The following is a 19126-nucleotide window of genomic DNA, read 5'->3' as shown; positions in this document are numbered from 1 at the left end:
CAGTTTGCCTTAAACCGTCCACTTGACTAGGTTGATGGCTTTTTTTATTGCATAAAACAACAGATTGCATCTATTGCGTAAGGTGTCATCTTAAATAAAAGGAGGAGAATGAATGGCTGTTAAATATGTATTTGTTACCGGCGGTGTTGTGTCCGGTTTGGGAAAGGGAATAACTGCTGCTTCCCTCGGACGCTTGTTAAAGGCACGCGGTTATCATGTAACGATGCAAAAATTTGACCCCTATATTAACATTGACCCAGGTACTATGAATCCAATCCAACACGGTGAAGTTTTTGTAACCGATGACGGAGCAGAAACAGACCTTGACTTAGGACATTATGAAAGATTTATTGATGAGAGCCTGAACAAAATGTCCAATGTTACTACTGGTAAGGTGTACTGGTCTGTATTATCGAAAGAAAGACGTGGCGATTTCGGTGGAGGAACCGTTCAGGTTATTCCTCACATCACCAATGAAATCAAAAGCCGTTTTTATAGAAACGATCAAAACAATGATACCCATATCGCAATTATTGAGGTTGGTGGTACCGTTGGTGATATCGAAAGTCTTCCATTCCTAGAAGCAATTCGTCAATTCCGTCAGGAGGTTGGTGATCACAACGTAGCATTAATTCATGTTACTTTGATTCCTTACCTAAAAGCTTCCGGCGAGATGAAGACAAAGCCTACCCAGGCAAGCGTTAAAGAGCTTCAGGGTATCGGTATCCGTCCTGACATTATCGTCTGTAGAACAGAAACTCCTCTTGAAACCAATATCAAAGATAAAATCGCTCTTTTCTGTAACGTGCCAAGCTCCCATGTATTACAGAACTTAGACGTGGAATATTTATATGAAGCTCCTCTTGCTCTAGAGAAAGAGCATATTGCTGATGTAACCCTCTCCTGTTTGGATCTTCCGAATTCTAAACCTGATCTTGCTGATTGGGAAGACATGGTTACTTCACTAAAGAATCCTACCTCCGAGGTTACTGTAGCTCTTGTTGGTAAATATACTCAGCTTCACGATGCATATATCAGTGTTGTTGAATCCTTAAAGCATGGAGCAGTTGCACATCACTCCTCCATCAACATTAAATGGATTCCATCTGAAAGTGTAACAAAAGATAATGCTGCTGAACTTCTAAGCGATGTATCCGGTATTCTTGTACCTGGTGGCTTTGGTGACCGTGGTATTGAAGGTAAAATCAACGCAATTAACTATGCTCGTGAAAATAACGTTCCTTTCTTAGGATTGTGTTTAGGTATGCAGCTTGCATTAGTAGAATTTGCTCGTAATGTAATCGGCTTCCATGATGCTCATAGTATCGAATTAGACCCATCCACTACTCACCCGGTGATTCATCTCATGCCGGAGCAGGATGGTATCGAAGATATTGGCGGTACATTAAGACTTGGTACTTATCCATGTGTGCTTGATGAAAGCAGTAAAGCATTTAAACTATATGGAGATAAGATCATTCACGAAAGACATCGCCATCGTTATGAGGTAAATAATTATTACCGTAATGATTTCCTCAAAAACAATATGAAGCTCTCCGGTTTATCTCCGGACGGACGTATTGTTGAAATGATCGAATTAGAAAATCATCCTTGGTTTGTAGCTACTCAGGCTCACCCGGAATTCAAATCCAGACCGAATAAGCCACATCCATTATTCCGTGGTTTTGTCGGAGCCGCTTTGGAACACAGTACTAAGTGCGGAAGATAAAAAAATTAGTACTGCACCAATAAAGATGGCAAAATCACCGATATTGAATACGACATTCTTTAGTCTTTTAAAGTTTAAGGTGAAGTAATCAACTACATGTCCTTTGGTCAACCGATCTGATACATTACTGATTGCACCACCTAACAATAAGGCAAGACCCAGTTTATATAATCTGTTTCCTCTCTTAGGAAGCATGAATGCAAAAAGGAGAAGTAAAATACCAAGTCCCACGCAGGAGACGGTTTTTACGATCTCCTTTTTGTTTTCCAAAAAGTTCAGAAAAGCGCCGTTATTATAATACTTCGTAATCGTAATCTTTCCCTTCAGTATTTTTCTTTCTTCTCCGTATTCATAATTCTTCTCAATATAATTCTTAATTTTAAATTCTACAAAAACAATCAAAGCCACAATTATAATATAGATCATACAAACCTCCAGGTTTTTATAAAATAATTATATAAGATACAAAACTGTGAGTTCCATAGATTATTACAGGATTACTCTCACTGCATACTTCTGACGAAGTAATATATGCGGTTAGGGTAAAGTGTTATCCTTCTATAGCAACCTCGCATTTACTTCAATAAATAAAGGCTGTTACAACACACAATACAATCGTATATTTATTCTATACCAATTGTTTGATGGTTACAACAGCCTTCTCTATTCTATTTCTTATTTTATTAAAGTGCATTAATGACTTCTGCCCATCCTAACTCTTTATTAAGTATGGATTTTACCGCACTTACTCTAATATTTTCATAGGAAGGATAATGGATGTAAAATCCCTCTTCCTCCTCCATATTATCCACTCTCTGTATTAACTTCTGATAAGTCGGATCATAGATAATCTTAATTCTATCCTCTTCAATTAGCTTACTAATATCTGAAAATGCACAGGCTAGCTGAAGAACATTACGATCTCCTTCATAGATTTCAATCTCAGTGTTCTGAGTTATATTTAGTAATTCTAAAATATGATAACCCATACCTAATCCATATACGATATACTTATTCTTAGGTTCCTTCGCCCAGTGTCTTGCAAGTATAAATGCTTCGGATTGAATCTGACTATTCGTATGGAAGTAAAACTTTGCATTTTCATTTTGTGCCGCCAGAGTCATAAGACCACAGGAGGTAAACTCTACACGATATCCTTTTTCCAGTAATTCCTCTGTATTAATTGGTTCTCTGAACTCTTCACCAAACCCAAATCCACGATTAATAATAAGTTCGATATTACTTTTGTAATTCTCCTCATTAAATATCATATCTTCTTTGCTGATAATTAATTCCTGAACCCCAATCAGAAAGTTAATCAACTGTAATTCCAAAAGGTCAGCCAACAGTATGAAATCTTTGTTCTTTTTCGCATCTAAGATTCCGGTAAGCATCTCCAATAAGGACTCAGTTGCTACAAGATTAAAGTATTCCTGGTCTTTGATAATCTCTTCTATCACAACCTTAATCTGATCAATTGAATTCGCTACTATAGTTAATGCCCTGTCATATTGCTGCTCCCTAAAATAATATACTGCTTTATTGGTATCACCCAACAGATGAATATTATGTTCAAATATGTTTTTAATGTTCTCTGTCAAATCACTCACCTCCCACTTTTGGTATCCCAAGCATTATATTGTTCCATAAAGGCTTGCTCCTGTTCATAGTTCCCTAATTCATGATAGCATTCCGCCAATCGCTTCAAGGCAAAATCACCACCATAATGAATATTAAGTTCACATTCCGTTTCAAATGCTGCATTATAGAACCAGATTATGGCCTCATTATAGTCACCGATTCCAAAAAAGTATTCTCCCAGTTCGTAACATACCTCAGAGGAACCTTTTCCATCGGCAATATTATGAAGTGCATATTTCATCATTCCGCTTATATCAGATTGTATTCTGTAGCACCTTACCAGGATGCATTCATATATTTTCCGTTCCCGTTCATTGCACTCTTCTTTATCTTCAAAGGACTTAAAAAAAGCAAAAGCATTTGAAAAATCCTCCGGTTGGCCGGCAATATATAATTCCTTCGCATACATTTCATACAGTTTAGGGGATAAGATCCCATTATCCTTAATTGCTTTTTGAAAGGTATGAAAATCCCTGGAAGCGTGATTTGATGTGGGCATATGCTTAATCACAATATCACTGTCAAAAATAATCGGTGATAATAATACACTTTCATGAACAGGTTCTGCCCACTGAAAGGAACGTAATCGTTTATATAGCTTAGGGCGTAACTCCTCATCAAAATTGTAGGTAGTATTATAGGTAAGTTGATTGGAATATCTCATCTGAACAATCTCTATCTCAGGAAGCAGCATCTGCTTTAATAATAGAAACTGCTCCCTGTTCTTAGCATCAATCACTTCATCAGCATCTGCCACATAGATGTAATCCATCGTAGCTTTGGAAAAGGAGAAATTCCTAGCTACCGAAAAATCATTCACCCACTTAAAGTCATAAATCTTATCCGTATACTCTGACGCGATACGCTTGGTGCTGTCGGTTGAACCGGTATCCACAATAATGATTTCATCAGCTAATTCTTTCACAGACTCCAGGCACCTGCCCAGAACACTTTCCTCATTCTTAACAATCATGCAAACACTGATGGTAATCATACTTTGCTCCATTCTATTTAATGCCCAAAATCTATAAAGTCAGTTTGTTACATAATTTGATATGTAAAATTATTCTAAATCATATTGTACACGAAGTAAATAAAAATTTACATTTTTATATTCCATTATTCTACAATATTAGACCTGCCGTAATCTGAATACACTTATATTTAATGATATTTCGCTTTGCATCCAGTTCATAAATTGTAATATATTGATTTGCTGTAACCGGAATGCTATCTCCTGATGTGAATGCCGTTCCGGTAGCTACCGGCAGGGTATCCACTGTATTCTTGCCTGTTACCGCACTGGTTCCGATATCATAAACCCATATATTACTCGCACCCAAAGTTCCGTTTACCGTTAGTTTAGTCATACCTGCGGTAGCTCCTTTTTCAGGCGTGATATTCAGGGTACCTGACGGAGTCGGGCTGGTAATTGTCATCATCACTGCAGTTTTATCAACCGTTCCGTTCATAAATGTAATCGTTAATGGACGATTCGTACAATTCGGAGTTGACTTAATATCATTTTCGTCCAAAGTAACTGTCATAATCTTTATGGTTGGTTCCGTTGGAGATGGTGCTATTGTTACTGTAAATCTAATATCCTTTGTACCAAGCTTAATATTCTTTATCGCAGTTTCATAAGGGACTTTTCCCTTATCATTTAATTTAATCGTAAATACGGTTGGAGTGCCATAGCCCTTCATATAAGTTAGGTTTGATTTTGTAACCGCAGGAACAGATGGATAATTAATCTTAACGCTTACAAATGTTGAAGCAAGAGCATAAGCAACTGCATCGGTTGTAGAAGTGGCCGCTTTATATTTAATCTCTTTCTTACGCACATACAGTGTACCACCATCAATTGCTTTACTTGCTAAAACCTTTTGACCTGTTCCCTTTGAAATTGTTGCCCAAGCAGCATAATCAAAGCTAAAGCTTTCTCCCTTTTTCATAACACAGTATTCATAAGGTTCCGCCGTTGTAGCTGCCGGACAGTAGATAACAATATTCTGATTACCATTGTAGGATACATAAATATTATCATCACCGTTCGTGATTGCATCAACCGCCGGTACTCCTTGAATAATACTATTTGTAATACTTCTCTGAGGATCTAGATTGGTTTCACTTATTTTTGATGCAGCAGTTTTGGCGGTAGCATAATTTCTCACTTCAATTTTCATTTGAGGAAATGCAATTGTCTTGCCGTCATAATCGATTGGATTATTACTCGGATCAAGATTACGTGGAACCACGTTATTAATAATTGTCTCAAGAGGGGTTGGCGGGGTTCCCTTATTCATAACCTTTACCCATCCGGAGGATGCCGCTACTACACCATTTGGATAAACTGTTGTAACCCTGTATTCCTTCCCCGGCTTAATATCAGCTTTCATTTTACTGCCATCAATGCCTGACACAACCGGTGGTGCTTTCTTTTCTATTCTTAATTTCACATCATCACTGAAGCGTCTTCCTTTTGAACCATCCGGATAATAAGTTCCGCTTGCAGTGTCATTAACTGCCTTAATTCTAAAATACAAGTAAGTACCTTTAACCAAATACTTATTTACTTTATCCACTGTTAGATACTGTGATCCTGTCCATTGTCCGGTAGCACTTTTTTTCCACTCCAGGTCATCAAAAGTAATCGGATTTTTACCGGTACCCTCCGATGTCATGATGTTTACAAGATCAGCAATTGTATCCGTCGAGCTCAAGTCATCCATATAGCTATAATTAATTGACACATTCAGCTTATATGGCTTATGTTTAACGGTTATACGGGCGATTCCGGTATCCACATCTCCCTTAACCAATATTACACTATCAACAGCAGGTAACATATAGGAGGTGTCAATTGTAGTGTATGTTCCGGCATCCACCGGAATGACCTCCCAGTCATTTTTCTTTGCAGCAGCCTCATCCGCATAATAAATCTTATTATTGGTCCCATTCCTTACTTGAACAGTCTCATCATAGTAATTTACGGATTGGATTTTAATTGTTGTGGCCGCTAAAGCCTGACGGGGATCAAGAAAGACAATTGCTACTACAAGTAACAAGAACAGATTTCCAAACAATAATCCTTTAGAAATACGTTTCATTTTAGCACCTCCATGTGTTAACTCTATTATTATTAGAATTTGTTGTGTTTTTACATATTTATATTAATATCGGACAATTTTCCTATTATCTTAAGATTGTTAATAAAATTTCTAATTGGAACCTATGTAATTCAGTAAAAATCAGAGCCTCATACCGGACTTTAGTATTGAGGCCTTGATGTCTCCCATTAATTATTTCGTTCAAGAATAAAAAGTGGTCTCTTATAAAACTCACTATTTTTCAACATTGAAAAATCATCCACGATTATTTGCAGATCGTTATCAGAAAGAGTACTGTCAATATCAAGGTATTCTTTCTTTTCAAAATGGTATAATCCCATATTCTTAATACGATATCCGCTTTTTAAGAAAAGATATTTTTGATAATTTATCATTTCAATGATATGATCAGGAGAAACAATCGGATTGCTTTTATTCCCTCCCCAATTATAGCCCAACTGAAAAACCACAGTTTTGCACTTTTCACACAGGCTACTCAAATATTGAATAATATAATCCTTTAACTCAGAAAGATTCTGAACGATATCCTTATCAAAATCCACCCCGCTATGATGTAAAACATTCATATGAAATGCTATATCAAAATCAGGAAGATCAATCAATTCTCTTAACCCCGCTGATTTATTTATTACATCAATGTTGTTTATATCAAAAATCTCTCCAATCATTTTAATAAAATTTGCATTATATTCATTTATTTCGATCGCGATAAATTTCGTCAATGGATTAATATTGGCGAAATCCAAACAAAATCTTCCTGTATTGGCACCTACATCACCAACTACATTCCCCGGTAGAAAAGATATCATCTCATTGATAAAATCATATCTTTTACTATCGCCTCTCCAGTTCTCATCAATCTTAGCAGTAATACCGATTGCATCAGATACGAACGTCGGAAAGTTTTGATAATTGGAATGTTTACTACCATCACTATAATAATTAATAATTCTCTCCTTTGTTTCTGTTGAAATCTTCTTACTATGATTAATCTCCATCGTATCATTCCTCCTATAAATTTCATCTTTTTTAAACAAAGGATAGTCCCTGATAAATTGTTCTTTTGAATAATTATAATAGGTTACATCCAGATCCAGGTCAAGAATGCCATTCTCCCAATAATAATATAAATTCTTACTCTCTTGCATCCCCTCATTATCTTCCTCAATTGAAAATCCCATATCTTTTAGATACTCTTCAAAAAATGGAATACCCGCATCAACAAAGAATTGAGAGGGTCCCCATAATCTCGGGTTTGCTTCTATCATATAATAAATTCCGTTAAACTCCTTCACTTCGACCATAGCCAATCCTTTAAAACCCTCTACTATGAGCATATCAGCATATTTCTTGCTGATTTCTGTATTATGAAGTTTGCTAACCGTTGCCAGACAGATCGAACCACCTTGTTTTTGTTGAACGATATTTCTTTGGGAAAATTCAAGATATGAACCGTCTTTTCTAAAATAATACAATAAGTAATAGCTGTCCCCTTCGATGCTCTGTTCAATAAACATATCATTTCTTACTTTTCCCGGAATACAGTAATAAGATTGCTTATCCTTCAACTTTATCGGTTTACCTAAGTACCCTTCATATGTTTTTGGTTTTAAATAGCAAGGAAAGCTTGCACATTCAATGTCTTGATAAATCGTCGGAACCGGTATCCCATATTCACAACACATTTTATAAAACGCACTCTTATCAGAGATCTTATGATATAACTCATTATCGGCTAGGGGAATGTGTACATTCATTGCTTCAAATTTCTGTCTATTAATCAATAAAAATCGATTTAGAAACTCAGTACTGGGTATAAAATACAAATCCTGTATATCATATTTCTCTTTTACACCTGTAATGGCTGTAAGAATATTCGATATATTTTTATCTTCTCTTATATAAGCCACTTTGTCTTTATATATTGTTTTAAGAATGGAATCATCCTTACCAGACGCAATAATATAAGAAGGAATATTATATTTCATACAGACTCTTAAAAAGGCAATTACTGCCCTTTGGTTATAGCCGGATAAAAGTATCACTGCTTTGTCATTGCTATTTTTATCAATATCCAAAAAACCACACCTCTCATATCCCCATTATTTCAATAAGAATCTTAACTAATTATACTAGTCTATTAAAACTATCACACCGAAGAACTTAATCTAATCTTCAAATAATAATCTATTTTACTGTCTTTATCGATCCACTCAAATGAAAATCCATCGCATCTTGACAATTCTCTTTCTAGTTTATTCTTTTGAAACATGATTGCATTCCCGTGCTCTTGATACATTTTTGAAATGCTTAAAATCATACATCCTGTATGCTTTAGCTTGTCTGCTAATTTTTTTAGTACTGATTTGATATCTTCCATGTACCCCATGGCATCCTCGATAAGAATATAATCAATGCTATTCGCTTCAAAAGGTATCTCCATCGTTCGAATATCACCGCATAAAATACGAGCAAGGTTTCTTCCGAATTCAACTGCCTTCTCTTCTCTCTCAATGCCGGTTATCAAACTCTGCGGATATAAACTCTCCGCTTTCGCTATTGTAGCACCAAGTCCACAACCTACTTCTAATATATTAAGCTTTGCAGAAGGCTCTTCATGAATCAACTCCAGCATATCGGTTCTAATCCAGCTAAAACGATCTATTTCAAAGCCATATTTCTGGGCTAAATTCTTTCTGTTTCTATTTAGCAGTTCATCAAATGCTTTCTGGTTTTTACGAAAACCGATACTTCCAAAGTGAAAGATAAAACTATTTTTGCATAATAATTGGTGATATCCTTCTTTTAACATACGGTAACCAATATCATTGTCTTCATAATTACCGGGTGAAAAACGTTCATCCAGATAACCAATCTTCTCTAGCGCTTCTCTCCGAAACATTACTGCAAAACCCATCAGCCATGCTTTTTTCTCATAGGGATATTTCATCGGTACATTATGCTCTTCTCCATATTGATACCACCCCTCCGGACTTCCTTTTCCCACTTTTATCATTTGATCATTATTCGCATGATTACTTACACTTCCTGTTGCACCAACCTTATCATTCTCATATAATCCCATGCGTAGGGAAAAGATTGCATTCGGAGGAACGATGGTATCATTATTCAACAAAAAGATATCATAATCAGGCTCTGACAAAACAATCCCTTGATTGCATCCCGCAGGAAATCCTATATTCACCTTGTTGCAATGAATCTTTATGTTACCAACTTTACTCTGATCTCCGATTCTATCTTCTGATTTTTTCAATTCCCAAAGCCATTCTGCACTGCCATCTGTGGAAGCATTATCAATCACAATTATTTCACCCGCTGATTTCGGAATACTATGACGAAGGCTGTCCAAGCATAATCTAGTTAGTTCTATGTTATTATAGGACAATACAACAACCGCAACTGGTTTTACATCGATTTTCTCACTATTCGTGTATTCTTCCATCACCCTGGTTATATATTCTCTATCCTCATTATTACAATAATACAGTGCATTCTCATAGCACAAATATGCTTGGTTATTGTTTTTACCATGGTAGTAATTGCCAAGCATAAAATAAAGTTCATAATTTTTGCAGTTATACGATAGACCTTTCCCTATGCTTAAGAATACCTCTTGATCCTTGCCTTCCATCTGTAATATACTCGCTTCAAATATAGCCATATTATCATTATAAACTGCGTTCTCTTTATAATCCTCTAATAATTCTTTTGCCTCACTATACTCACCTACGTTAATCAGTGCTCCAATTTGTTCTTCTATAGAATAATCCCTGTTCTCAATCACCAGCTTATATTCCCTTATGAAATGCTCACGCTCTATCTCATATCCGGTATTAATATCAGTCCCACACTCATGAATAAGCCATGGTTTATTTTGTTTTACCACCGCAGCAACATAACCTGCCTTCGCAAATTCTAGGCATTGTGATGAGTCATAAAAATGCCATCCCTGACATATATCCTCACGCCATGTTATATCATATTGTGTCATGAGAAACTGACCATCTAACGCCTGCACCTCTTCATAATCCTTCTCTACTTCTCCTAAATCAAGTTTTCTTAAACATTCTAGATTATCTTCTAACGTTTTACCGATACAAGAATTACTTTCCCACCATATTCCATTCTTGGGTAATCTTTTGGATCCAATCACGCCCAATATACCTATCTCGGGGTTTGATTGAAAGACGCCTAAGCTTTCCTTTAAAAAGTCCGGATTGATAACAAAAACATCATGATGCATATATACCTTGAATTTTGCATCACTTCTCATCATGGCGCGATTATATCCTTCTGCCATTCCTTTCGCATCTTCGATAATAAGAATTTCGATTTCAAATCCTGTAGGAACATTCAGTTTAGTGATATATTTTAAAATCTCTTCTCTTATCTTCTTTTGATGAGAACAAATAATGAATGCAATCTTTCTTTCGTTCATGTAACCCTCCAGTATTAGACATTCTCAAGCAAATGTAGTGCTTGTGACATTTCAACATTACCATCCTCTTGATAATATTTTTGTAAGATACCTGCTACTTTTTTTCGATCATAACTAAATAATGAAATCATCATCAATAACATCTGCTTAGATATCCCCCGTTTAAAAAAGGCTCCTGACGATATATCATCAATTTGAAATTCAATCCTTCTTAAGGCATACTTAACATCATAATATAAAGAAACAAAATCATCAAAATCCTTCATATCTGTTCTTTGAAAAAGACTATTCTGATTTTCATCCTTCTCCATCTTACCGATTTTAAGCAGAACTGAAAATGCAGAAATATTCTTATCTGATTTTTCAACCTCACTTAATTGATCGTATAATCGGATGCACCCTTCTATATCATGTTCTTTTATAAATCGATTGAACTTCTCCTTGATGTTAATATCCATCAATATTTCCCTCACTTTTGACCTATTAATATTAGCGATATATTTTCTTTTATAGGAAAATAACAGCTGCATTCACTCTACAGCTGTCATTGTACCTTTTACTTAACTGCATAAATAAATGCATATAAACTAAGGCCGAATTGTATTGTCTGATCATCCATAGAAAGCATATAATTTAGCATTTCACTATCTTCCGGCATATTTTGAAGAATATCTTCTAAACATAAATGATAAATCAATCCCCCCGTATTTATAATTACAGGGTCAGTAAAATACTGTTTTATCGCCGGAATGATATTCTCCGAATCTGCCGCTTCTGATGGGTCTATACTTAGCATCTGCTCAACTGACGGAGCTGAAAGGAACCTCTGAAATGTCCTCCCGTCCCTACTCTTGAAATACTCATCCGTCAAATATAAACGGATTCCATTCACTATTGCAAGTTGCATATCCGTCCATTGAAATCTACTGTTTCCTATAAAATCATTACAAAAAAACATTCCACCCGGCTGTAATAAATCCTTTGATATGCGAACAGCCTCGTTAGCATTATCCATATGGTGGAGGCTATTATCCCAAAACACAAGGTCATATATCCCTTTTTGATGCTCTAGGCTATATACATTATCACAGATAAATGTTATCTTATCCTCAACCTTATGCAGCTTTGCATTCTCTTTTGCTTTTTGAAGCATGCCTTCCGCAATATCTAAACAGGTAATATGACTAACCAATCCCTCTTTAAGTAAATATATTTCCTTTAGCGCATTTCCGCATCCAACAGAGATTGCTTTACTAAAACCACCATTAGGAATCAAATTCTTTTCTTTCAACAATTGGATTGGTCCTTCATTCCACTTGCTTAGTGCTTGATTGCATATCATTTTATTATAATGCTTTATAATCGTAGGAGACTGCCACCATCTAGTCCTATCACCAGAAGACTTATAATTTGACCAATATTCTGCTTCTTTCCGTCTTTTATTTATCTCATCATATGATGTAAGATTCTCCTTTTTTGCAACATTAATGCCAAGCTTGATTATGTGAATACTGTTTTGGTCATTCGTAGCGGTATATGCCTTCTGTACCTTATTTAAGACACCAACTCTATCTACAATATTATTTAACGTCTCCATCATTACTTCAATCGCTGAAACCTGATTTAATTCTAACCATTGAATAATATCTTCACTTTCAACGTCATTAATATATTCTAACCGTCTCAAAAAGAACTTAATACTATCATAACGAGCTAATAGTTCATTCATTGAAGGGGTATTAGAGCTATAGAAGGAATCAATATTTGAATCCTTCTCCATCTTCATAATTCTGAATACATGGCGCAGAATCAGAACAAGCTTATTCATTCCCTTTTCATCGAATTGCTCCAAAAGCACTTCTGCATCTCGATAATTAACTTGATCAATCAACTTCTTCAGCTCAGCATATATTTGATTGGTTAGCTTCATCAACTCTTCATTGAATGAAACAGGATAATCCTCCCACTTTCCTGTCAAAAACTCAGGATAATGATCAAACATAATTTTTCTATCATAATCGTATCCTTCAAGATTACTATAGCCACAATCATGAATCGCCCAAGGGGTTTCCTGATAGGGCACAGCTATACGATAACCGGCTTTAATAAATTCAAATGACTGAGAGATATCATAATAATGCCATTGCTTTAAGATGTCCTCCCGCCATGGAATATCATATTGTGTTGCTAACAACATACCATCCAACGCTTCTACATAGCAGAAAGGATCTTTTTGAAAGAAACAAGTGTCTACCGCCAATGTCCAGTCTCCAGAAACTGTTCTTCCACAATTCCAAGCATTATAGATGATACCATTCTCAGGCAGATTCACACCGCCAACTAAGCCAAGCATACCCACCTGCTCTTCTGCTTGAAATATCTTGATTATATCACTAATAAAATTCTTATTTAAGATAAATACATCTTGATGCATATAAACCTTATACTTAGCATCTGTGCTTTCCATGGCAGCATTATAAGCCTGTGTTGCAAAATCTGCTTCCCTTATAGCGATAATATCTATATCCATTCCTTCCGGAATCACCAATTGATTTAAGTACCAACAGCACTCTTCATAATATAATTCATTATTTACACATATAATAAAGGCTATCATTTTCTCATTCATTCATTAATCCCCTGTTTTCGCACTACGTACAATGTCGCTGTGTCCGACAGTCCATTCTCTTTAAAAACCTTATCACCGAAATAATCTTTCCCTAGGCACTCTAAAGTGAATCCACATTCCAATACTCGATTTATAAAATCCTGTTTCGCATACTTTCTAACATGATCGCCCTGTCCGAATCTTCTCCAGTTTTCCTCTTCAGTGCAACCAATCTCTTCATCTGTTTCTGACATATTCAAGTCAAGTGGTACAAGAAGAATTCCAATACCATTTGTCTTTAATATTCGGTACAGTTCACGAAGTGCCTGCCTATCGTCCGGTATATGCTCCAATACATGAGAACAGATCATGAAACTATAACTTTCGTCCGGTATAGTATTCATGTCTTGTAAGTCTACCTGAAAGGTTACTCCCTCCATAAATAAATCAGCAGAATCATAATTCAAATGAGGATAGTTTCGAAGTAGGTGATTTTCTATTATTTTTGTTGGTGCAATCTGAATTAGTGAAACATTATCTTCCTTTAATTTTTCGCACCTGTCCAAGTAAGATACAATTAACCGATCCCTATCCAAACTTCCACAAATAGGACAGATATACTCCAGCTCATTTAACGTTTCCGGCAGGGATTTAGGGACATTATATTGCTTTCTCTTTTCATAATACTCTTCCGGTAGTGGAAGATAAAAAACTTTATTATTACAAAAAGTACATTTACGAATGTTTTCCTCATAGTAATTTCGATATGCTACTGTAATGTTATAAAGCTCTTTTATAAAATCCCGAAATTCACTCTCAGTAACAATAGGATTCATCAGCTTGACATGATAATAATTTTTAATATCAGGATGCCCTAATTCATCTAACACAGAAACCATTTCTTTTGAGATTTCTAAAAAGTCGTCCCAATACTGCTCCACATTATTATTAATACATGGATATAGCTGTTCAAGATATTGTTTGAAAAGCTCTAATTCCTCTTCTCTTTGCTCAAGCTTACGGTAAATCTCTAATGCTCCCTGGTTCATATTCTCTCCCTTATTGCTTTATCAAATCACATATTCTTTGTAAGACCTCATCCTCAAGTTGGGCATACAAAGGAAGTGTTAGGATGCGTGCCGAAACATATCTGGCATTATCCAGATTAATACTTTCATACATGCCCTGAAAACACTGTTGATCAGCGGTGATTGGATAAAAATACTTTCTGGCGTAGATATCATCTTCCTTTAATCTTCGATAAATAAGATTTCTTTGTTCTTCACTATTGAACAAAATCGGATAATAACCATGATTTAGCTCTGTATGATTATCTCTTTTTCGAATTGTAATATCTGTTCTTCCGGCTAGTTCGTTGTCATAAAAAGCTGCTTTTTCTGCTCTTTTGTTTATCTCTTCCCGAATATATTTTATATTACATAAACCCATAGCAGCACAAAATTCATTCATCTTACCATTGGCACCAACGGCAGCTACTACCTCTTCCGATCGAATCCCAAAATTCTTTAGGTTATATAACTTATCATATAGGTCATTATCCTTAAAGCAAATCGCGCCACCTTCAATAGTATGAAACACTTTTGTGGCGTGAAAGCTTAAAACAGATGCATCACCCAAACTCTCTACTGACACTCCGTCTATTGTTTCTCCAAATGCATGTGCTGCATCATATATCACTTTCAGATTATATTTTTCCGCTATTCGGTCGATCTTCTTGTAATTGCATATATTCCCATATACATGCACCGGAAGGATTGCTACTGTTTTTTCCGTTATTAATGCTTCAATCTTATTCTCATCAATGGTATAATCCTCTAATTTGATATCACAAAATACCGGCACCATACCATTTCTGATAATAGCATGGGTCGTAGAAATAAAGGTATATGGTGTCGTAATAATTTCACTTCCCGCAGGAAACTCCATTGCCTGGATTATCATTTCTAGTGCGGTATGTCCATTTACAATTAGCGATATATTCGGAACGCTCAAAAAATCTTTTAGTTCTTGTTCTAACCTCCTATGATAATCCCCCATATTCGTTAATCTATGAGTATCCCATAATGGGCGTATCATTTGAATATATTCTTCATAAGAAGGCAGGAATGAACGCGTTACATAAACACTTTTATCTTGCATTTGATCAACTCTCCGATCTTATATGCCTTCGTTAATAGTTCGCATCGATGATACATTGACCCATATCACGCATAATTCTTTTTTTTTCTTCTTGCTTCAATAATAATTTCGCATATCCTAAATCGGTCTCTAACTTAAAAAAGTCTTTTCTAGTAAATTTATAAATATCGGCAAAACATTGCTGCACCTTTTTATCTTTATAGATATCATAAAAATAATAAATTGCTGCCTGTTTGGTAAGCTCTTCTCTTCCGCAAGCCAATACAAAGAACTTTTCACACTGAACCTGTTCCGGCGTAATTGGCTGCTTATGAATTAATATGTCCTCAAACGTAGTTAGAAAAAATTGATCCTCCATACGGGCAATCGTCTCATACCAGATATAACTCTCTTCATTTCGGTGTCTCGCGATATTCTCTATTGTTGCTGCACTTACATTGGTTGATGTACTAGAATCATGCCAGCGAAAGCTCATAAGCTCCTCTTCAATGATATGAATCTTGTGTTTCTGAATTAACTCAACCCACAACTGAAAATCCGGCAACTGGCGAAATGCATAATAAACGTTATCCGTTAATCTTTTGTAAATATCCGACCGTATTAATATGGATGGATGGGATAGACAATTACCGTTTTCGTAAAAATATCTCATCCATTCTTCCGAAGTTCTATTCTGTTGATTGAATGGAACAACGCCAGATGTTTTTTGACCCTTACTGTCTACCTGAGTACACCAGGTAAAACAAGCAGCACAATCCGGATTTTCTTCCATATAACGAACCTGCTTTTCCAACTTTGTTTCGTGCCAAAAATCATCTGAATTAAGTAAAGCCGTGTATTCATTCTCTACTCTGCCAGCAAGAAATATTGTCTGACCTCCATGATTTTCATCAAAGAGATGGATTTCCTTCATCTGCTCGTCGTACGAGATTAATTTATCCTTCGTTCCATCCGTGGACGCATCATCCGCAGCATAAATATCAAAATCACGATACGTTTGATTCAGTACACTTTGAATTGCATGATCTACATAATTAACGTGATTATAGCAAGGAATAATCACACCAACCTTCTTATTTGCCATCTTATATGCCTCCCCCAACTTCCGATGTTTGCAGTGCTTTTAATTGCTTTTTCGCCGGTTCAAAATCCTGACAACGTAAATAATATCTCTTAGCTGAGTCATTATCACCCATACATTCAAAAATAACTCCCAGATTGTAGTAGGATCGGTAGCTATTTACCCCGTCCATTTTTGCTTCTTTCATTTGTGTGGCATGCCTAAACTCCGCAATCGCTTGATCAAATCTGGAATTGTTCATATAGATTAAACCCATTAAAAAAACAAAATCCGCGCTTTTACTAAATTCTTGATATACACCAGACAATTGAAGTGCATTCTCGTATTGACCGCTATTAATTAGTGCATAACCATAGCTTTCAACCATATCCTGTACATATTCAAGGGATGGATTCAGATCATAATAAAGTGCTTCACCAAAATACCTTGTAGAAAGCTCATAATCCTTTTGCATATAATAGCTCTTACCTAATTGATATAATAAATACGGATCATCTGGGTTGCTTTTTAAAGCAATCTCCAGTAGAGCGATGTTTCTCTGGGATTTTCTTTTTACAGCTTCTATATCACCTTCATACCCGGAATGTAAAATCGATAGAGGAATTTGATAAGTCTCGATACAATCATTATCAGTTCTGATAAGCTGCTCATGTATCATGCCCTCGTATTGATAATATTTTTTTGAGAATAATCGATTCACTCTTTCCTGATATCGATAAAGATTTTGATCACGGGTATATTCATTGATACGTAGCAATCTTCCTACTTTACTCGGATTATTTTCTATCAAACCTCTAATATTTTTAATATTTATTTCATTCACTATTTCATCCGCATCAAGAATCAGAATAAATTCATTCGATGCCTTACTGATTGAAAAATTCCTTGCCTCTGAAAAATTGTCATTCCATTTATAATCATATACCTTCGGTGTATATTGCAGTGCAATGTTCTTTGTAAGATCCGTCGATCCCGTGTCAACTATAATAATTTCATCCATATAATCCGCAATTGCTTGCAGACAAGATGGTAAGGTCTTTTCCTCGTTTTTTACAATCATGCAAAGAGTCAGTTTCATGCCGCAATCACCTCTAATCATAATTTCGTAACTTGATACATCTCCCTACATAAGATTATAAAAGCTCTTACTGAGCTGTATCTTGTTGTTCTGAAGATAATCCTTTATAACAGTCAAAATCTTATCTGAGGTGTTTCCATCCCCATAAGGATTTTTGCTAGATTTTGCAATTCTTTTAAAATCCTCACCCTGGGCTTTCTCAATTGCCAAATCAATGTCTTCCACATCCGTTTTACAATTAATCACTGATGTACTCTGCTCTCTTCCTTTTTGGCGATCTCCGATATTAATGGTAGGTACTCCAAAAGTAGGCGCCTCAATTAACCCGCTCGAGGAATTCCCAATCACCATTTCGCAATACTTTAAAGCGCTTAGGTATCTCAATGACCCCAGCGAATCAAACGCCTTAACATTCTCGTGCTTATCCGCAAATTGATCGATCATCTGATTAATTCTCATACCTCCCGAATCTGCATTCGATTTGGTAAACAGATAATAAAGTTCCGGATGATTATCACATGCTTTTAGAAGCTCCAACATTTGATCTTCCGGCCTATCCTTCCCCAATGTTGCAGGATGGAACGTAATTACTGCATACGGCCTATTGTCCGGTATTACAAGACTATCCGTAAGTTCTTTCCTCGTCATTAACTTTATCTTCTGCGTGTTTTCAATTCCTAAGGATCCCACACAGAATACACGATCCGGTGTTTCTCCTAGCTGAATCACTCTTCTTCTTGCTTCATCCGTGCTGGTGAAGTGAAGATAACTCATCTTTGTAATTGAATGGCGTATCGCCTCATCCAGTGCACCTTCCGTAGTCTCTCCCCCATATAGATGGAGAATCGGAATTCTTGCATTCATCGCTGCACAGCAAACCCCAAGCGTCTCATATCGATCACCCAATACAAGGAGTGCATCCGGGGCTGTATGTTCAAAATATTCACCAAACTGAATTAACGCTGTTCCCATTGCCTTAGAGATGTCTGCTGGTTGATCGGAGTTTTGTATAATATGAATCTTTGTATCTATATCAAATCCATCTTCTTCAATTTCCCGATATGTCAAACCAAACCGCTCGGATAAGTGCGTTCCGGTTACTGCTAGCTTTACTTCAAATTCCGATACGCTGTTTAGTTTTTCGATTACCGGCCTTAAGAGTCCGTATTCCGCTCTAGTAGCAGTTAAGACACAGATTTTCTTTTTCATACGACCATCCCTATTCTTATCAACTTGGGG

General features: G+C 36.1%; 14 protein-coding genes. 1 reads left to right on the top strand and 13 read right to left on the bottom strand.

What is annotated here, in order from left to right; genetic code table 11:
• Positions 1-112: 112 nt before the first annotated feature.
• Positions 113-1729 (top strand): CTP synthase, encoded by a 1617-nt coding sequence (gene pyrG, locus AC6IWN_RS00585; RefSeq protein ID WP_497990029.1) that lies wholly within the window; start codon positions 113-115, stop codon positions 1727-1729.
• Here pyrG and lspA read toward each other — a convergent pair.
• From lspA to neuC, 13 genes are all read right to left on the bottom strand, one after another.
• A complete protein-coding gene (lspA, locus tag AC6IWN_RS00580) occupies positions 1673-2155 on the bottom strand; it encodes a signal peptidase II (protein WP_497990027.1) in 483 nt (160 codons plus the stop codon). The genes pyrG and lspA overlap by 57 nt on opposite strands.
• A gap of 257 nt (positions 2156-2412) precedes the next feature.
• Complete coding sequence (locus AC6IWN_RS00575; RefSeq protein WP_497990025.1) at positions 2413-3330, bottom strand: hypothetical protein; 918 nt, start codon at positions 3328-3330, stop codon at positions 2413-2415.
• Between the two features lie 5 nt (positions 3331-3335).
• The gene (locus tag AC6IWN_RS00570) at positions 3336-4364 is read right to left on the bottom strand and encodes a tetratricopeptide repeat-containing glycosyltransferase family 2 protein (protein WP_497990023.1); all 1029 of its coding nucleotides are present in this window, start codon (positions 4362-4364) and stop codon (positions 3336-3338) included.
• Positions 4365-4494: 130 nt separating this feature from the next.
• A complete protein-coding gene (locus AC6IWN_RS00565) occupies positions 4495-6480 on the bottom strand; it encodes a hypothetical protein (protein ID WP_497990021.1) in 1986 nt (661 codons plus the stop codon).
• 188 nt (positions 6481-6668) lie between these two features.
• Complete coding sequence (locus AC6IWN_RS00560) at positions 6669-8579, bottom strand: DUF1698 domain-containing protein (protein WP_497990019.1); 1911 nt, start codon at positions 8577-8579, stop codon at positions 6669-6671.
• 71 nt (positions 8580-8650) lie between these two features.
• Positions 8651-10960, bottom strand: a complete 2310-nt coding sequence (locus tag AC6IWN_RS00555) for a glycosyltransferase (RefSeq protein WP_497990017.1) — start codon at positions 10958-10960, stop codon at positions 8651-8653.
• Between the two features lie 14 nt (positions 10961-10974).
• Positions 10975-11418 (bottom strand): hypothetical protein, encoded by a 444-nt coding sequence (locus tag AC6IWN_RS00550; RefSeq protein WP_497990015.1) that lies wholly within the window; start codon positions 11416-11418, stop codon positions 10975-10977.
• A gap of 98 nt (positions 11419-11516) precedes the next feature.
• On the bottom strand, positions 11517-13589 hold the full coding sequence (locus tag AC6IWN_RS00545) for a glycosyltransferase (protein WP_497990013.1): 2073 nt from the start codon (positions 13587-13589) through the stop codon (positions 11517-11519).
• A complete protein-coding gene (locus AC6IWN_RS00540) occupies positions 13586-14617 on the bottom strand; it encodes a class I SAM-dependent methyltransferase (protein WP_497990011.1) in 1032 nt (343 codons plus the stop codon). The genes AC6IWN_RS00545 and AC6IWN_RS00540 overlap by 4 nt, the downstream gene beginning before the upstream one ends.
• 10 nt (positions 14618-14627) lie before the next feature.
• Complete coding sequence (locus tag AC6IWN_RS00535) at positions 14628-15728, bottom strand: DegT/DnrJ/EryC1/StrS family aminotransferase (RefSeq protein WP_497990009.1); 1101 nt, start codon at positions 15726-15728, stop codon at positions 14628-14630.
• A gap of 31 nt (positions 15729-15759) precedes the next feature.
• Positions 15760-16812, bottom strand: coding sequence for a glycosyltransferase family 2 protein (locus AC6IWN_RS00530; protein ID WP_497990007.1), 1053 nt, complete (start codon positions 16810-16812; stop codon positions 15760-15762).
• Position 16813: 1 nt separating this feature from the next.
• Positions 16814-17887, bottom strand: a complete 1074-nt coding sequence (locus AC6IWN_RS00525) for a glycosyltransferase (protein ID WP_497990005.1) — start codon at positions 17885-17887, stop codon at positions 16814-16816.
• 45 nt (positions 17888-17932) lie between these two features.
• Entirely contained in the window at positions 17933-19096 is a 1164-nt protein-coding gene (gene neuC, locus AC6IWN_RS00520) for a UDP-N-acetylglucosamine 2-epimerase (protein WP_497990003.1), read from the bottom strand.
• Positions 19097-19126 lie beyond the last annotated feature (30 nt).

Source organism: Variimorphobacter sp. HTMS_6 (assembly GCF_059717775.1).
This window is presented reverse-complemented; position numbering and strand designations above follow the sequence as displayed.